17 protein-coding genes and 1 pseudogene are annotated in these 18,085 nt (G+C 31.6%); 11 read left to right on the top strand and 7 right to left on the bottom strand.

The window, feature by feature from the left end:
* Positions 1-180: 180 nt before the first annotated feature.
* The 6 genes from CHRY9293_RS12600 to CHRY9293_RS12625 form a co-directional block, all read right to left on the bottom strand.
* Positions 181-447 carry a hypothetical protein gene (locus tag CHRY9293_RS12600; protein WP_162033300.1) on the bottom strand — a complete coding sequence of 89 codons (267 nt, stop codon included), beginning with the start codon at positions 445-447 and terminating at the stop codon, positions 181-183.
* Positions 448-450: 3 nt separating this feature from the next.
* Positions 451-2,313: a transthyretin-like family protein gene (locus tag CHRY9293_RS12605; RefSeq protein ID WP_162033301.1), complete on the bottom strand. Its 1,863-nt coding sequence runs from the start codon at positions 2,311-2,313 to the stop codon at positions 451-453.
* A gap of 145 nt (positions 2,314-2,458) precedes the next feature.
* The gene (locus CHRY9293_RS12610) at positions 2,459-3,409 is read right to left on the bottom strand and encodes an HTTM domain-containing protein (RefSeq protein WP_162033302.1); all 951 of its coding nucleotides are present in this window, start codon (positions 3,407-3,409) and stop codon (positions 2,459-2,461) included.
* Positions 3,410-3,414: 5 nt separating this feature from the next.
* Positions 3,415-3,990 (bottom strand): hypothetical protein, encoded by a 576-nt coding sequence (locus tag CHRY9293_RS12615; protein WP_162033303.1) that lies wholly within the window; start codon positions 3,988-3,990, stop codon positions 3,415-3,417.
* 59 nt (positions 3,991-4,049) lie between these two features.
* Positions 4,050-4,640 carry a hypothetical protein gene (locus tag CHRY9293_RS12620; protein ID WP_162033304.1) on the bottom strand — a complete coding sequence of 197 codons (591 nt, stop codon included), beginning with the start codon at positions 4,638-4,640 and terminating at the stop codon, positions 4,050-4,052.
* 204 nt (positions 4,641-4,844) lie between these two features.
* Complete coding sequence (locus CHRY9293_RS12625; protein ID WP_162033305.1) at positions 4,845-5,483, bottom strand: DUF1579 domain-containing protein; 639 nt, start codon at positions 5,481-5,483, stop codon at positions 4,845-4,847.
* Between the two features lie 124 nt (positions 5,484-5,607).
* Between CHRY9293_RS12625 and CHRY9293_RS12630 the strand changes: the two genes are divergently transcribed.
* The 9 genes and pseudogenes from CHRY9293_RS12630 to CHRY9293_RS12670 all read left to right on the top strand — a co-directional run bounded on the left by CHRY9293_RS12630 (position 5,608) and on the right by CHRY9293_RS12670 (position 12,733).
* Positions 5,608-6,303 carry an NUDIX hydrolase gene (locus tag CHRY9293_RS12630; RefSeq protein WP_162033306.1) on the top strand — a complete coding sequence of 232 codons (696 nt, stop codon included), beginning with the start codon at positions 5,608-5,610 and terminating at the stop codon, positions 6,301-6,303.
* A 100-nt stretch (positions 6,304-6,403) separates the two neighbouring features.
* On the top strand, positions 6,404-6,952 hold the full coding sequence (locus tag CHRY9293_RS12635; RefSeq protein WP_162033307.1) for an NADAR family protein: 549 nt from the start codon (positions 6,404-6,406) through the stop codon (positions 6,950-6,952).
* Between the two features lie 116 nt (positions 6,953-7,068).
* Positions 7,069-8,040: an SPFH domain-containing protein gene (locus CHRY9293_RS12640; RefSeq protein WP_228455532.1), complete on the top strand. Its 972-nt coding sequence runs from the start codon at positions 7,069-7,071 to the stop codon at positions 8,038-8,040.
* A 1-nt stretch (position 8,041) separates the two neighbouring features.
* A complete protein-coding gene (locus CHRY9293_RS12645) occupies positions 8,042-8,986 on the top strand; it encodes a diacylglycerol kinase catalytic domain-containing protein (RefSeq protein ID WP_228455533.1) in 945 nt (314 codons plus the stop codon).
* Between the two features lie 8 nt (positions 8,987-8,994).
* A complete protein-coding gene (locus tag CHRY9293_RS12650) occupies positions 8,995-9,540 on the top strand; it encodes an O-acetyl-ADP-ribose deacetylase (RefSeq protein WP_228455534.1) in 546 nt (181 codons plus the stop codon).
* 5 nt (positions 9,541-9,545) lie between these two features.
* Positions 9,546-10,232: an SIR2 family NAD-dependent protein deacylase gene (locus CHRY9293_RS12655; RefSeq protein WP_162033310.1), complete on the top strand. Its 687-nt coding sequence runs from the start codon at positions 9,546-9,548 to the stop codon at positions 10,230-10,232.
* A gap of 11 nt (positions 10,233-10,243) precedes the next feature.
* Entirely contained in the window at positions 10,244-10,786 is a 543-nt protein-coding gene (locus CHRY9293_RS12660) for an RNA 2'-phosphotransferase (protein WP_162033311.1), read from the top strand.
* A 5-nt stretch (positions 10,787-10,791) separates the two neighbouring features.
* A pseudogene (locus CHRY9293_RS12665) lies at positions 10,792-10,956 on the top strand (metallophosphoesterase); the annotation flags it as partial.
* A gap of 52 nt (positions 10,957-11,008) precedes the next feature.
* Positions 11,009-12,733: a M14 family metallopeptidase gene (locus CHRY9293_RS12670; RefSeq protein ID WP_162033313.1), complete on the top strand. Its 1,725-nt coding sequence runs from the start codon at positions 11,009-11,011 to the stop codon at positions 12,731-12,733.
* 91 nt (positions 12,734-12,824) lie between these two features.
* Here the strand turns inward: CHRY9293_RS12670 and CHRY9293_RS12675 are convergent, their stop codons facing one another.
* Positions 12,825-13,706, bottom strand: a complete 882-nt coding sequence (locus tag CHRY9293_RS12675) for a cupin-like domain-containing protein (RefSeq protein ID WP_162033314.1) — start codon at positions 13,704-13,706, stop codon at positions 12,825-12,827.
* A 457-nt stretch (positions 13,707-14,163) separates the two neighbouring features.
* On the opposite strand from CHRY9293_RS12675, the gene CHRY9293_RS12680 reads away from it, so the two are divergent.
* Together CHRY9293_RS12680 and CHRY9293_RS12685 are read left to right on the top strand one after the other, a co-directional pair.
* A complete protein-coding gene (locus CHRY9293_RS12680) occupies positions 14,164-16,887 on the top strand; it encodes a carboxypeptidase-like regulatory domain-containing protein (protein ID WP_162033315.1) in 2,724 nt (907 codons plus the stop codon).
* A gap of 168 nt (positions 16,888-17,055) precedes the next feature.
* A complete protein-coding gene (locus CHRY9293_RS12685; RefSeq protein WP_162033316.1) occupies positions 17,056-17,952 on the top strand; it encodes a GLPGLI family protein in 897 nt (298 codons plus the stop codon).
* Positions 17,953-18,085 lie beyond the last annotated feature (133 nt).

Genomic DNA, 18,085 nt, shown 5'->3' on the forward strand with positions numbered 1-18,085 from the left:
TCCACTTCTTGTACTACAGAGAGTTTAAAGGATAGGCTATAGTCTTTTTGACTACGTTTTACATACTGATTATTAAGATCTTTCATAACATTACTGTTTTTGTGTAACGCTATGTTAGGATCAGACAGATTAATATAAAAAAGAGGCTGTTTTTATTTTTGAAACAGCCTCTTTTGTTTTTTAAAAATTTCTTTGTTTTTCCATAAGGTTTCCTTGGATAGCTAAAGCTCCCAAGCCTAATACTATTTCTGCGATGCCTAAAACTTTTATAAGGTTTGACCCGCAAACAAGACATTCTGGTTCTGGGAAAGGTTTATTCCCTACAACAATGATTAAAACTCCACCAATTATAATAATAACTACTATAAAGGCTCTTAATAATGCTTTCATGATAATATTTGTTAGTTTTTTACGCCTACTATTAAGGTTTTCGGCTTTACCTTTCAAAATTTATATTTTACAGAAGGATACAAAATCATAATAAGAATCAAGATTACTGTCTCCTGTAGTGAGTAATGCAGTTGCAGAAATAGAAATAGTATAAGCACAAGGTAATAAATCTGCGACTGTGTCAGTAGGAGGGGTAAATACCAGTTGAGTAGACCCATAAGTTTCAGGGGAGGACATAAGAACAATAGGATTAAATCCAAAGCTTTGTCCCGGTTTATGAGGTCCGGTAATACTAAGGCTTACACTTCCAAGGTTTTCATTCCTGGCTCCATATTTTACATGCAAATCAGTTGTTATTTTGCTACATCCACCACTACCTGAAATAATTTCTTCAAGATCTACAGATAAGGCAAGATATTGATTATTCACAGTGGTATGAGCCCAACTGCCGTGTTTATTTACATTTTGATATAATACATTATAGATAGCAATGGGTTTAGATGTTCCAGCAACAACTTCTGTAGCGGAATTGCCTACTTCTCTTTGTTTCATTCGAATGGCAAAATATCTATTGGAAATATGGGGCCTTGCAGGAGATACGGAAGAGTTTCCTATCTCTGAAGTGGGCATACTCATATCTATGGAAGTAACACCTGTCAATTTTTCTGTGCTGAGTTTTAGAATTTCGGCATCTACATGGGCAGCAAAATTAGAATCTTGAGGTACTTGTATCCAATTTCCGTTAAAATTAATCGTATTTTCTGTTCCTGTTCCGTTAATATAATAAGGATCATAATTAACCGGATTTGAAACATCTCCTGTTAATGTCCATAAATATCCAATAAGGGTCTTGTCAATCATATTAGGGACTACTGCGTTCCATCCGGCTGGATTTAGCGGATCTGTAGGGTTTGTGACTTCTTGATATTCAAAAAGGTATTCCATTGGTTGTGCATTTATTTTCTTACTTATAGTTCCCACTAAATTCACCGAAGAGAAAAATGCATATCCACCTAATGTTTTTCCTGTTGCTAAATTAATTCCTGTTTGAATGGGAATATGCTGCGTTAAACCAAAATGAGTAAAAGAAGGAGGGATAGATGGTTCTACAGGGATAAGCTCTTTAGAACATAGTTTTACACATAAGCAATATCCTACATTATCTCGACGATTGGACTTTGTTTCTAAGGCAAACCGTTGTCCACTATATTCTAACTGAAAATAAACATCGGGACCACTTGCAAATGGAGGTAGGACATCCGTTTCTATATTAATAATAGGAGATAGGAATGTCTTTTTAAAATCTGCAGAAGTATAGTAAATCTTAAAATGGCCGTTACTATCGGTTGTATTTCTTCCTAGTTCATCATCTGTAATGAAGTCGGCATCCATTGCAATTACTGTAATACCTGCAAGTGGTTTACCGGTTTGGCAATCTGTTAATCTTCCGCAAATAGTCCATATATCAAAATATCTACCTTTAATGATACACCACCACTTTTCTGGAATGATATAGGAGAAGTTGGCTACTAAAATTTGTTCTTCTTTGGTTATTTTCCATTGAGGAACGAATGTAGTTATATGGAATTGTCTTTCTTTTCCTTTTTTGGGGGTAAGAGGAGGACGAGATATTGTTCCACAAGAAAAATCAATTTCTAACGAGGACCGGGAATATTTTTCATCTATAATTAGGGAAAAATTTCCGTTCATATCTGTTTCTGCCTCAGCAATAAGTCTATTTTCTTTAGATTTAATCTCTTCCTCTTTTACTTCTTTGAAAGTATCTTTAATTTCAGCCGCTGAGACAGCTGCTAGATTAATATCAGATTGAGGAAGGTATACACGTACTTTTACCTGACTAAGGTACTCTGAACAATCTCGGCATAGATATGCAGCAAGATTTCCTTTAATAATATGTCTCATGGCTTTGGTAAATTAGATGTATGCCTACTTTTTAAGGTTTTCGGCTTTACCTTTTATTATATCAAATCTCAATCTTTTTAAGAGAAAAAAAAGGAGGGAATTCACGAAATTTAACGGTGGTTTTTACTGAATTTAAAAAATTAAATTAATAAGGATTCAGCTTTCTATTGATTGGAATAGTAGTTTTCTTTTGAACCCTTATTTGCTCTCTTTCGAAATAGAAGTTGGTCATATTCCAAATAATCATAATAGCTGAAAAATAATATAGATTAAGGACTATAGCAATTCCTAAATGCATCGAAATAGTTAGCAGAAGCCATATTCTCTGCGTTTTTATATTCCAAATAAAGAAAGGATATAGCATTTCTATGATAATGGTTGACCAACCAATAATAATAAGAATATATGAATGATCGGCCAGTAGAGAAAAGTCTATATTTAGATCTCTATTTGAGTAGGGGAGATGAATGGCTTTCCATATGGACTCTCCATTCCACCAATTAAACCCTAACACTTTATCTAATCCTGAAAAAAAATAGGCAATACTAATATGTAGTTGAAATAATCTTTTTACAGGTGTTATATTTATATTTTCATTGTTTCTTTTGAATAGAAAATTCCTTATCGAAAAATGAGTGTCACTTGGGAAGAGGATAAGATAGAATAAAGACATGCTCGTAAAAAAATCGGCACCATATACAAAAAAGGAGCTTCCCTTAAGCAGTATAATTTGTATTAAAAGAAGAAAAAATGAGGAAATTCTTGAATAGAATCCGGTTATAATAAATATACAGAGACTAATAAATGCTATTTTGGTGAAGAGAATTACATGATATTCTGAAATTCCCAAAGCCTGAAAATAGCCAACCACTTTGGGAAATGTAATCATCCAGTCTGGGGTAAAAACATTCATAATATCTTGAGGAACGATACTTTGGCTGGAAAAGAATTTTTCAAAATCTGCCAATATGGAAAGGAAATGGAGTAAAATAGTTAAGCCTACAGCGATTCTGAAAAAACTCAAAAACTCTGAATCTGTACTTTTTCTGAAAAAAAAGACTTCTATTTTCTTATAAAGAATATTTAAATTTTTCATGACGATCAGTATTTAAATTCATCAATAAGAATGAAATCTTCATTCTTTTTTCCTTTTTTAAAATTGACAAGACTTGGAAAATCATACAAATACAATCTTGCTGTTATACCTTTTGCATTGGGATTTTCTTTCATTACGTGCAAGGCTACTTCTTTAATTATCAGATCCAAATACTGATAATATTTGCTGTCAAATTTTTTTTTATCCCCTGAAACTTTATCGAGAAAGAGATTAAAAATAGTAGTATATCTTACTACACTTTCCTTTTTCTGGAATGAAGGCATTGCCTTTTCTTCAATAATATTTCCGTTTTTATCTTTTAATTCAAAAGTTAAAACAAAATCACTGGCTACATTGGGAGCATAAAAACCATACCCCGTATCAAAGCCTGTATAAGAAGCAAAAATACTTACCGCTTCAGACTGTACTATACTTTCTGTTGCTTGGTAGAGAATCGGTTTTTCGTAAGATTTATTTTCATAATAAAAACCATAATATCCATCAAAAGTTCCTTTTAGTCCTATTATAAAAACGAGCAATAGCAAAGAAAATATACCGAATAATTGAATTTTCTTTTTCATGGTGATTGATTTTAAGATTACAAATGGCTGTTTTTATATTTCAAAAACAGCCATTTATTTTATCTGTAGTTAACAAGAACCTGGTCAAGTTTTACATTCACCTTGGGATCTATAACTCTTATATTTCTCGTTAGTCTCAATAATCTTGATATTCTTTGTGCTTTCATATATTCTCCACAAATAGTTACTTCATTGGCTCCAATTATAGTAAGCTTATTTAATGAAGTGATATCTTTCTCGTTTAGCATTACGGCATCTGTTACCACTTGATTATTTTGTATAGAATAATAATTAGGAACTAATTCTTTAGCAGAATATTTACTTAAAATTTCTTTAACTTTTACATTTAAATCACCATATTTTTTCCAATCAATATTTGCTTTTAGTAAGCACCCTTTTATAATGTTTTGTTTGTTGATGACATTGATAATGTAATTTTTATTTAATGCTCCACCATAAGTTCTTTGTAGTTTTAATAAACTATTGACATCATTGGGAGATAATTTTTTAACATCTTTAATTAGATGATTGTTATCCACAACATAATTTTTATTTTCCTTATAGAATGGATAATCCTGAGGTTTGAGCTGTGAAAAGATAAGTATGACACTTACCATCAAACCAATTAGAAATAATGATTTTGTTTTCATTGGATTAAAATTTAAAATTATATTCCTACTCTATTTAGGCTTTTCGGATTGTGCCTTTTATATAACAAAGCTCTATCATATTGAGGAAAATTGTATTAGTAAATTCACTAGGTTTTGATGGGGATTTCACTGAATTTTACTTTATTTAAAAACAAAAAACTCGGACCGTAAGTCCGAGTGTGTATATTATTAATTATAAATATTTTACTTCTTTCTCATGAATTTAATTTCCATTGTTTTGTATTCCTTCCCAGTCTTGGAATCCGGGCCATACATTTCGAGAATCTGATTATTATCATCCACAAATGTATAGACCTCTCTCATTTCACAGTCTTTCCCTGGCCTTGTAGGGTCTGTCATTTTCCCTTTAAATTCAATGGATTTTTTAGACGGGTTCCAATCTCCTTCCATGTACATAATACCCGTTCCCATATTGTCTATCCAATTGGATACAAATTTTTTCTTTGAGTTGTCGTATCCTGTAATACCCATTCCTTCGAATGACATTCCCATAAAGTTTCCTTTATGATTAGTCACTTGGTAGCGACCGTCAAAAATCATTTTATTAGTACATTCTGATGCGCTGACTATAGGTTTTCCTCCTTCTTCCATCCACATTGTGGTTTCTCCTGTCCAAGTCCCATCAGACTTTGCTAGCATTTTATGAACCTCTCCAGGTGCTGCGTAATCCATCCATGCCTTGGTCGCTGTGGCGGAGTCGACGGGTTTCCATTCTTCTTTTGCAGTAGATTCTGTTTTTTCTGAAGTTTTTACATCCATTTTTACTTTATCGCAGGCAACTAATAAAAATGTTGTGCAAGCTGCAAAAAATAAGTTTTTCATAATTGTTTAGTTTTAAGTTGTTTATAAATTTAATGAAATTTTTTGAGCAGATCCTTATTATTTTGACATTGGTAGTATTTATTCAAAGTTGTATTTTTGTGTATTCATAACGCAAATAGTATATATGGATTCTCAAAAAAAATTACAAGACATAAAAGTAGCAGTAGATGCTGTTATTTTTGGATATTTTGATAAAAAAGATCTTCAAATTCTTTTAATTAAAAGAAGTATTGATCCATTTAAAGGAGGATGGGCGATTCCGGGGGGGCTTGTTTTAGACAATGAAAATTTGGAAGATGCAGTAAGGAGAGAATTACAAGAAGAATCTGGAATAAAACCTGATTTTTTAGAGCAATTATATACTTTTGGTAATGTAGATCGTGACCCTAGAAATAGAGTGATTTCTGTTGCTTATTTAGGTCTTGTGAACCCTTCTTATCATGAATTATTTGCTGATTCTGATGCAGAAGATGCTCAATGGTTCAGTATACATAAACTTCCAAAATTAGCTTTTGATCATCAAAATATTATTGATATTGCATTAAAAAGGCTTCGCACCAAAATTCAATATCAGCCGATTGGTTTCAATCTTCTTAATGAAGAGTTTCCCTTTTCAGATCTTGAAAATCTTTATAGAACGATTATTGGTCAGGAAATCGATCGACGAAACTTTCGTAAAAAAATAATGAGCTATGGACTTCTTAATGAAACAAAGAATGTTAAAAAAGAGGGAAGTGGAAGACCCGGAAAGCTTTTTACTTTTAACCAGGAGAAATATAAAGAATGGGAAGAACAAGGATTTTATTTTGAAATTAAATAATTGATTATAAGTAGTTTAATTTAATTAGTGTAAAAATAACACAAATAAATTTGGTTAATAAAAATATATTTTTTTAAATTTGTGTATAATCAACACAAATATGAAATATACATTAGAAACTACCATAGAAAGATTTCTGGAAAAAGAAAATATACAATTTCTTTACTTTTGGGGGCATACAGTGAAAAATGAGATTACAAAATCATGTTTTAGCCAATGGTTTCCATGCCCATTTATAAAAGAGGGCATTACCTACAAAACGGCTGAACATTATATGATGGCTAAGAAAGCAAAACTGTTCGAAGATAATCAAACATTACAGGATATTTTGAAATCAGATTCTCCAAATCAGGCTAAAAATTTGGGAAGAAAAGTTGAAAATTTTGATTTTTCAATTTGGGATGAGCATAAATATGAAATCGTAAAAGAGGGAAACTTGTTGAAATTTTCTCAAAACGAGGAACTAAAAGAATTTCTTTTATCAACAAACGATACAATTTTAGTTGAAGCCAGTCCATATGATACGATATGGGGAGTTGGAATGTTGGAATCTGATAAAAGGATACTGAATCCCATCCTTTGGAATGGAGTAAATCTTTTGGGATTTGCTTTGATGGAGGTAAGAGATTTATTAAAAGAATATAAATAATTCGTTAATGAATTAAAGAAAAACTGTGGATTTTTCAATTAGCGTAAATATAACACAAATTTTAATTTAAAACTTATAAAACTATGTTTGGTTTCCGACACATCAAATTTGATTCAATGACATACGTACTTCATTTTAAAAATGGAAAAACCGTAAAAGAAGGGAGAGGCTTATCATTCTTTTATTTTGCTCCCAAAAGTTCAATTGTTGCCATTCCGATGGGAAGTAATGATTTACCCTTTATTTTTAATGAAAATACTTTTGATTATCAAACGGTAACAATTCAAGGGCAGATAAGTTATAAAATTACTGATCCGAAAGCACTATCCAACACATTAGATTTCACAGTAAATGAAGCTGGTGTGTACAAGAAAAATGATATTGAAAAGCTTAATCAGAGGATTATCAATCTTGCCCAGACTGCAACTTCATCTTTTATTCATGAACTAGGTCTAAAAGACGCCATCCGTTCCGCAAAGCAAATAGAAGCAAATATTTTAGAGGGATTGATGAGCTCAGAAACAATAAAAACGATGGGAATTGAAGTTTTAGGAGCTAATATTCTGGCCGTTCAGACAACTCCTGAAATGGCAAGAGCACTAGAAACAGAAACCAGAGAAAAGTTGCAACAACAGGCTGATGAAGCGATTTATGAAAGAAGAAATTTTGCAGTAGAACAAGAACGAAAAATTAAGGAATCTGAACTGAATACAGAAATTGCTATTGAAGAGAAGCAAAAACAGATAGAGGAAAAAAGAATGGAAACTGAAGTTCAGCAGGAAGAAAATAACAGAATTTTGAGGGAAATGAAGATTGCAGCAGATATCTCTGTTGAAAATCAGAGAAGGCTATTAATTGAACAAAAAACTGAAAATGATAGAAAAGAAGCCGAAACTCAAGGATATATTTTGGAAACATCTTTAAAACCTTACAAAGAAATTGATTGGAAAGTGCTGAGTGCTTTAAGCGGGAAACAGGATGCAAAAAACAATATAGCATTGGCCTTCAGAGAATTGTCGGAAAATGCAGGAAAAATAGGAAATTTAAATATCAGTTCCGATTTACTGGAGAAGCTATTGAAAAATTAATGTGAAAAAGTTTAAATCTGAATCTAGTTTCTTCAAAATGAAAATCGAATATGCCATTATCATCAAAAATAAAACCAGGCTTGAATCTCTGATTGAAAGATTCAACACTAAAGCTCAGGCCCAATTTTATATCGAAAGTTTAGGAGGAAATTTTCAGGAATATGTAGATGAGCATGATACATTTTATCACTCCTTTCTTGAAGTTCAGACTCAACTTTCCAAGATTATTAAAAATAAAGTAGTTGAAAAGGAATTTATTCCTTCGTATATTTTTTCGAAAAAGAACCTGATTGTGGTAGTGGGACAAGATGGATTGGTTGCCAATGTCGCTAAATATTCTAAAAATGTTCCTATTATAGCAATAAACCCGGATGAAGAAAGATATGACGGAGTATTACTTCCTTTTAATACTAAAAACTTTTTAAATGGAATAAACTCTGTAATAAACGAAAGTTTTAGTTCAAAAGAAATGAGATTCGCAGAAGTTGTTCTAAACGACGGACAAAGATTATTAGCCGTGAATGATTTATTTATCGGGATTTCTTCCCATTCTTCTGCAAGATACAAGGTTACATTGAACGGAAAAGAAGAGATTCATTCTTCCAGTGGAATAATTGTTTCTACAAAAACAGGAAGTACAGGGTGGCTAAGTTCTATTTTTAATATGGCTTTCGGGCTTTTAGGTGATGTAGGTTTAGAATATCCGAAATTGAATGAAGATGATTTGTATTTTATAGTAAGAGAACCTTTTAAAAGTAAAAGAACGCAAACGAGTATGTGTGGAGGGAAGTTGAAGAAGGGAACCCAATTAATCATAGAATCATTAATGCCAAATAATGGTTTTATATTTAGTGATGGAATTGAAAAAGATTTTCTACAATTTAATAGTGGGGCTATAGCAGAAATTAAGCTATCGGATGAGAGTGCAGTTTTAGTAATTAATTAAAATATGTGATGAAAACGGAAACAAAAAATACAATAAACTCTAACATAATGCAAATTGAAATTATAAAAGGTGATATTACGAAAATAGAAGTAGACGCTATTGTAAATGCAGCTAATTCTTCGTTACTTGGAGGAGGTGGAGTTGATGGAGCTATTCATCGTGCAGGTGGAAAACAGGTTTTGGAAGCATGTATTGAAATAAGAAATCGACAAGGAAAATGTAAAACGGGAGAAGCTATTGCAACTACTGCTGGAAATCTTCCTGCCAAATTTGTTATTCATACGGTTGGACCCATTTGGAATAATAATGAAGAAAAATGTTCTAAGCTTTTGGCAGATTGTTATAAAAACTCTTTAAAATTGGCAGAAAGTTTAGAGGTAAAAACCATTTCTTTTCCTAATATTAGTACAGGAGTGTATCGTTTTCCAAAGGAATTAGCAGGTAAGATTGCTATGGATGAGGTGAAAAAATTTCATTCAGAAAGGCTGAAAAAAGTAATTTTCGTCTGTTTTGATGATGAAAATGAAGAGATTTATACAAGATTATTAGAATAAACAAAATGAAAAAATTAACCATATTAAGTGGCGCCGGAATAAGTGCAGAAAGTGGAATACAAACATTCAGAGATGGCGATGGTCTCTGGGAAAATCATAATGTAACAGATGTTGCAAGTCCGGAAGGTTGGAGAAAAGATAGAGCTTTGGTATTGGAGTTTTATAATCAAAGGCGCCGACAGCTTCATGAAGTTAAGCCTAATGATGCGCATCAATTAATAGCGGATTTAGAGAAATATTTTGATGTTGAAATCATTACTCAAAATATTGATGATTTACATGAAAGAGCAGGGTCTTCAAAGATTCTTCATATCCATGGAGAATTGTTTAAGTCATGTTCTTGTAATAATAAAGACCTGATTTATGAACAGAAGAATGATATCAATATAGGAGACAAAGCTGAAGACGGAGCCCAATTGAGACCTTTTATTGTTTGGTTTGGAGAAGATGTTCCATTATATCAAACAGCCAGAGAAATCGTAAAAGAGGCTGATATTTTATTGGTTATTGGCACTTCTTTACAGGTATATCCGGCGGCAGGATTGATCCATGAAATTAAAGATGATTGTCTTTTAATTGTAATCAATCCTAACGAAACAGGGTTTGGATATGGACAAAGAGCTATTGTGATGAAAGAAACAGCTACTAAAGGAGTGAAATTATTATATGATAAATTATTAGATTTAGTGTAAAAAGAAAAATCATGAATGAACAAGAAAAGAAAAAACTCAGCAAATTTCTAAGTCTTATCCTTCGGCACCAACCAGAACTTATTAATTTAACATTAGATGAAAATGGATGGGCATATGTTGAGGATTTAAAGTTAAAATCTTCCCATAATAAAATGTACTTTACCTTAGAAGAACTTGATGAAGTAGTAGAAACTAATAATAAAAAGCGCTTTATTTTCAATGAAGATAAAACTAAAATTAGAGCAAACCAAGGGCATTCTATCGATATAGATTTGGGGTTAAAACCACAAAAACCTCCAGAATTTCTTTATCATGGAACGGCTTTACATAATATAGATTCTATTTTAGAAAAAGGAATTGAAAGAAGAAATCGGCAACATGTACATTTAAGCCCCGATAAAGAAACGGCTACTAAAATGGGGATGCGTCATGGAAAACCGATTATTTTAACCATAAGAACTGGCAAAATGTTTGAAGATGGAGTTTTATTTTACCTTTCAGAGAATGGGGTTTGGTTGACAGATTATGTGAATGTACAATATATTTCGAAATAAAGGAAATGAAAAGAATACTCGTAATAGGTGATATTCATGGTGGGTTGAGAGCACTAGAGCAGGTATTTGTGCGTGCGAATGTTACGAATGATGACAGACTTATTTTTTTGGGAGATTATGTTGATGGTTGGAGTGAATCGTCGAAAATTATTCAATTTTTAAAAGTACTCTTTTTTGCTAAAAACTTTAAGTAAATTTAGGGTTGAATAATATTATTTTCCAATGAAACTCATCTGTCTTTTACTTTCTCTTGCTGTATCTTTTTGCTTTGCTCAAAATAATTTTCAAACACCTTTCGAAAAAGGAAATGGTAATCAAACGGTTACTTATGAAGAAATGAATGCATACTATCAAAACTTAGCAAAAAAATTTCCAACAATTCAATATATAAAAAAGGGAGAGGATGACAATGGAAAACCGATATATGTTGTCATTTACAATCCTTTTCCAGGAAAAGATATAGATCAATTAAGAAAAGAAAAGGCTATTCTATTCATCAATAATGGAATTCATCCTGGTGAACCTGATGGCATTGATGCAACAATGCTTCTCATGAGAGATTTGGCAATAAAAAAGGTAAAAACTCCTCAGAATTTTATTGTAGCTGCAATTTCTGCTTATAATGTTAGTGGAATGCTCAATAGAGGCTCACTTTCAAGAGCAAATCAGAATGGTCCGGAAGCATATGGATTCAGAGGGAACGCAAGAAACTATGATTTAAATAGAGATTTTATTAAAGCAGATTCGAAAAATGCGAGAAGTTTTCAGGAAATTTATCATTGGCTGAAACCCGATGTTTTTATTGATAATCATGTGAGTAATGGAGCAGATTATCAATATACCTTTACCTATATTTCTACTTTTAAAGAAAGATTGGGGGCTATTTTGGGAGCATACTTTTATAATCAGTATCAGCTTAAAAACCTTGAGGATTTAAAAAAAATAGGATACGAAAGTACGCCCTATGTTAACATTCATGGGGATGTTCCAGAGGTGGGTTTTGCTGCTTTTGAAGATTCTCCGAGATATTCTACAGGTTATACTACATTGTTCAATTCTTTGGGTACTGTTCCTGAAACTCATATGTTAAAACCTTATGATAAAAGAGTAGATGCAACTTACAAGTATATGTTGGTAAATCTTCAGAACTTAGATCAAGATTATAAAATTATAAAAAAATTAAGGGTTGAAAACTTAAAACAGTATCAAGCCGGTAAACATTACGGAATTCGCTGGAAAATTGATTCTACAAAATATTCTACTATGGATTTTAAAGGTTTTGAAGGAAAGTACAAAGCAAGTGAGGTATCCGGAAAGCCAAGGCTATATTATGATAGAAATAAACCATTTACAAAGAAAATAAAATTATTTACAACTGCTGTTCCAACAGGGTATATCACAATTCCGAAATATTATATTATTCCACAGTCACAATATCTTGTTATTGAGGAATTTAAAAGGAATAGAATTCAAATGATATCTATAAAAAAAGATAGTATAATTGCGGTAGAGTCATATAAAATTAATGATTTTAAAACGGTGAAAAATCCTTATGAAGGTCATTATCTTCATTATGAAACAACTGTAGAAAAATCCGACAAAAAACTTACATTTTTTGCAGGAGATTATATCATTCCAACTAATCAGGAAGGAGTAAAATATATTATTGAGACCCTTGAACCTGAAGCATTGGATTCTTTTTTCAATTGGAACTTCTTTGATGGGATCTTGGCTCAAAAAGAATACTATTCAGCATATATTTTTGAAGATACAGCAGCGGAATTATTAAAAAAAGATAAAAATTTAAAAAACAAATGGGAAGCAAAAAAAGACTCCGATAAAAAATTTGCTGAGGATGGAGAGGCTCAACTTGATTGGATCTACAAGAACTCCTCTTATTTTGAAGAAAAAACGTTCAGACAATACCCAATTTATAGAGTTTTGTGATGATGGGTATAATTGGATTGTAGAGAATGATAATGAAATAGCTAGTTTTAGCTTACATCAAATAAAAAAGAGTTCAAATTTGAACTCTTTTTTATTTTGGTAAGCCTCTTTTGAATGCAATTTCAGCTCTTTTTATGGCGACTTTTTCCTTCCAATCCATGTATCTCTTTTTGAAATTCTTTTTCATAATATCATCAAACTTTCTTTGTACGGTTAGATTCCATAAAGAATGAGCTTTTACTCCCCAAGACTTATCCCAAGCTCTTAAGGAAATGGAGAAACTTCCATCAAGATATTTCATCCAATGCCACCACCCTGTAGGCATAAATAGGGTATCTCCATGCTCAAGAAAACATTCAATTCCTTCTACGCCATCTAAGGCAGGAAATTTAGTAAGATCTGGATTTTCAATATCATAATCTTCCAATGCATAGGTTGCATAGGGCAGTTGATATAATCTTTCCTTCCATTTATAATCAAAAAGGAGGATATGCTTTCTTCCGTTGAAATGAGTGTGGAAAATATGTGCCATATCGATGTCGAAATGAAGGAATGTTACAGATCCCTTTCCTCCAAAAAACATATTAGGGTATTTATCAAGAAATCCACCCATTAGCTCTTTGGGGGAAATATAGTCTTCTAATAATTTGGGAGCAAATTTTATAGGATCGAAAAGAAAAATTCTAAGATCGGTAGGCTCTCTCTCAATAAGGTCAATATAATCTGCAAATTTCATTTTGGCAGCAGATGCATTGATGGGAGCTGCCGGGTCTGCTTTTGAGCTATCATATAAAGGAATTTCGATATCTCCAACAATCTCCTTCATGTATTCCATAGTCCATTTTTGATAGGCGGGCCATTTTTTTGCCATATTTTTTATGACTAAAGGCTTTCTTGGTTTTAGGTATTTTTCTAGAAATTCTTCCTTTGAAATATCATCTACAATATCTATAGGCTTTAAAATAATTCCCATTATATAAAATTTATGTTACAAAATTATTAAATAAAAAAATATCTTAAAATACTTAAGTTTATTTTAATGTGTAATTCTAATTAAAAATGGCATTCAAGAGACTTTATAATATGAAACAAAATACCCTGCAAAAATATTACAGGGCAAAAACAAATTAGTTGAATATGTATTTATTCAATGCTAATATAGTTTATTTAATTTTTGATTTATATGAAAATTCATTAATAATAATACTTTTATGTCTTTTTTATCGGTGTTTTTTATCTAATAAGTTTTATTTTATTGAAATTTATATGTTGTTTTTATAATTTTTGTTAATAAAATATATTAATGAAAAAAATATAACTGCTTTTGTAGTGATAGGTCTGATGCTTTAACTTTTATTCTTTAAATACATCTTTATAAATAACTTGTAACAAAAAATAATAATATTAACTAATTATTAAAATAATAATCTATGAAAAAGAATGTGTTTATATTTCTGATGTTTTTGTCATCTGTACTTGTCATAGCACAGAAGACTGTTTCAGGAAAAATTACAGATGAAGATGGGATTGCAATTCCGAGCGCAAGTGTAACTGTTGAAGAACCTGGTAAAGATGCAATACTTGCTTATGGAATTACAAACTCCAAAGGAGAATATAAAGTCAGCTTTACTTCCGCAGAATCTAATGTTGATCTTAAAGTAAAAGCATTTAACCAAAAACCTCTAACCAAACAAATCAGCAATAGTGATCAAACTCTTAGTTTTAAAATGGAGTCTGAGGCTACAGAAATTAAAGAGGTTCAGTTAAAAACGAGAATGATCACTTCAAGAGGCGATACGATTTCCTATGATCTTAAAGCATTTGATAGCAAGAATGACAGGACCTTGGCAGATGTAATGAAAAAAATACCTGGAATTGAAGTGAATACAGACGGGACAATTCTTTATCAAGGAAATGCAATTAATAAATTCTACGTCAATGGGAAAGATCTCATGGAAGGGGCATATGGAACTATTAATAGCTCTCTTCCGAAAGATGCAGTTCAAAAAGTTGAGGTCCTAGAAAATCATCAGCCGATAAATATCCTAAGGGATAAAGTTCCTTCAGACCAAGCGGCAATTAATATAAAGCTAAAAAATTCTGTAACAATGACAGGGAGAGGAGAAGTAGGAGTGGGAATGGATCCTTTTTTATGGAATGTTAAATTAACTCCCATGTTTTTTGGACAAAAAAGTCAATGGGTTGTTAACTATAAAACAAATAATGTAGGAGAGCAGGTAGAAAATGAAGGGAATTTTTTAGGCGGCTTTAGTCCATGGGAGGGTAGAAAGTCCAATACTTCTCAAAATGATTGGCTAAACGTAGAAACAGCCAGTGTACCCAACTTGCCTATAAAAAGATATTTGATGAACAGTGTGCATTATTTATCAGCCAATTATCTTACCAATATGGATAAAAAGAAAGAATGGGAATTGAAAGCCAACGCAAGTTATACCAATAATACGGTTGAAAGAGAAGATAATATTGAAACCATTTATCAAGCAGGAGATTTTGCAGGGTCTAAGATTGTAACCAGTACAAGAAATCGATTTTTTACTGATAAATTAAAAGGAGAGCTCATTTTTACTAAAAATGCAAAAAAAGGTTTTTTTAAAAATACCACGAGTTTCAGTCAATTCTGGAATGCAGACAGAGCTCTAGCTACAAGGCAGGGAAGAATAGGAGATGAATCCGTAGAATCACCTACTTCTTCATTCCAAAATTCATTGAGTACTATTATCCCTTGGAAAGAAAAAATGATTAATTTTAGATCATATATCAATTATCAAGATGATAGGCAAACCTTGCAGGTTTCACCAGCCAATTATTTACAAATACCATATAAACTTCCAAAAACAAATGAAAACGATCCAGATCAATTCGGAACGATAAACTTTCTTCCTGGAACAAATGCGATTCAAAGCTTTAGATTGAAAACATTAGATACGTCACATACTGCTAATATTAGTTTTTCAACAAAAGGCTGGACATTTACCCCACAGGTGGGATTGGATTTTTCTAGCGATAAGCTCGATACTAATTTTGAAGGAGTAACAGTATCCGGAACTCCCAATTTTAATGGATCAGAATATGAAAATAATTTAAGGTTTACTGAGGTTAATCCAAATGTTTCATTGGGGATAAATTATAAATCTGACACATGGAGTTTATTTGCTAATCTTCCAGTGAACTTTAATAATATCAAAGCAGAAGATGATCTTAGACGGGTATCTAAATCATTAAATAAAACTACATTTACACCTAATTTCTTTGCTCAATATTCATTTGCTTCTTTTTGGAAGGCTAGTTTAAATGGAAGTATTAGCAATAATTTTGGAGATATTAAATCCGCATATGCAGGATATATGTTGCTAAGCCCTGCAGGATTTAATGTGATGGATCCCGATAATCCTATACCACAAATAAATACTAAAAGTGTAGGATCAAGAATTGAGTATAGAAACCCATTGAATAATTTATTTTTTAATGTTAATTATTCATTAAGTGATAGTAAGAGAAATTTACTTTCAGCTCCTATCCTTGACCCTACGACCGGATTTACATTGATTCAATATCGAGAGCAGGATAATCACTCAACAAGTAATAGATTTGCGGCTGAGGTAGGAAAATATTTTCCAAAATTTAAAACAAATGCATCTATTACCTACAATAATACGACCACAAAAGCGGATGCATTTTTGAATAATGATCAATTCGAAAATAAGAACAATGCCCAATCTTATGGTTTTAAAATAAATAATACCTATTTCGAATGGATGAGTTTTGATTATAATATGAGTATTTCAAGAACAAAACAAGATAGTAGAGGTGGAACATTGGGAATTAATAATGGATATAATCATAATCTTGCAGTTTTCTTTTATCCAATAGAAAATCATACCGTAGGTTTTAATTGGGATCAACTTAACACTAAAAATGGAAACAATAAATATAATAATGCTTTTTATGATGTTTCTTATCAGTTTTCTTGGGCAAAAAAGAAAATCGATTTTGAGTTGAAATGGATGAATATTGCCAATCGAAGAGTTTTTGAAACTTTCAATTTAAATGGACAATTGAATGCATTGGAATATACAAGAATTCAGCTTCGTCCTAGCCAGGTCATGTTTACTGTAAAATTCAATTTTAAATAAAAATAAAAAACCAATCTCACAACGATTGGTTTTTTGTTTGATTTTGAAGGGATATCAATTCCTTATTAAAGCGGGTGTAATTCTTTATCCATAGAATAAAAAAATAATTAATAAAATTTGTAACAAAAGTTAGGAGAGACTAACTAATTAGTAAATATCCATAAAAAAATGAAAAAACTATTTTCGACATTCTTTATTGCACTATTTGTTTTTATAAGTGCGCAGGATAATGAATCCAAGGAAACTGCAAATCGTTTCTTTTATGAATTAACTTTTAAACCCAAAAAAGATTCTGCAAAACTTGAGAAGGTAATGACAGTTCTTGATATTGTGAAAGATAGATCTATATATAGAGATTATACGGTCATAGGTCAAGATTCTATTATTAAAGTTCAAGTTGAAGCCATGCAAAAATCCGGGGTTTTTAAAGATTTGTCAAAATCTATTAAAATGCCGAAATTCTCCGAGAAGATTATCAAATCCTATCCTGAAATGAAAGTGGAATATATAGAAAGAATAGCGAGTGGTTTCACTCCTTTAGGGATTGCTTACTATGAAACAATCAAATTTGATTGGAAAATATCTACTGATAAAGAAAAAATAGGATCTTATAATGCTCAAAAAGCGACGACAGAATTTGGAGGTAGAAAATGGACGGCTTGGTTCAGTACAGATGTACCTTTTCAGGATGGGCCATATAAATTCTCTGGTCTGCCAGGCCTTATCGTAAAAATTGAAGATGCAGATAAAAATTATTCGTGGGTGCTGCAAGGAAATAAAAAAGTTCAAGATTGGCAAGAATTATCTTATACAGAAAAGATTTCGGGAATGAATTTGAAAGTAAATGAGTTGTCGAGAGAAAAATTTGAAAAAACATTCAATGACTTTAAGAAAGATCCATTTGCAACAGTAAGGCCTATGATGACACAAGATGTAATGTCTAAATCAATACCGGGAATGGATGGAACAGTAGGAGATATGATGAAGAAGCAAGAAAAAATGTATAAAGATTTTTTCAATGCCAATGATAATCCGATTGAATTAGTAAAAGCAATTAAAAAATAGAAAAAAATAGGCCTAAAAGAGTAAGAAGACATTCATATCAACTAAATTATATATTGTCATCAACCCAAATACGATCTGGTATTTGGGTTGATTTCTTTAACAATATGCCCTATTTAGATTAAATTTAAATAGC

It is taken from the genome of Chryseobacterium potabilaquae (assembly GCF_902728265.1).
Taxonomy (GTDB): domain Bacteria; phylum Bacteroidota; class Bacteroidia; order Flavobacteriales; family Weeksellaceae; genus Chryseobacterium; species Chryseobacterium potabilaquae.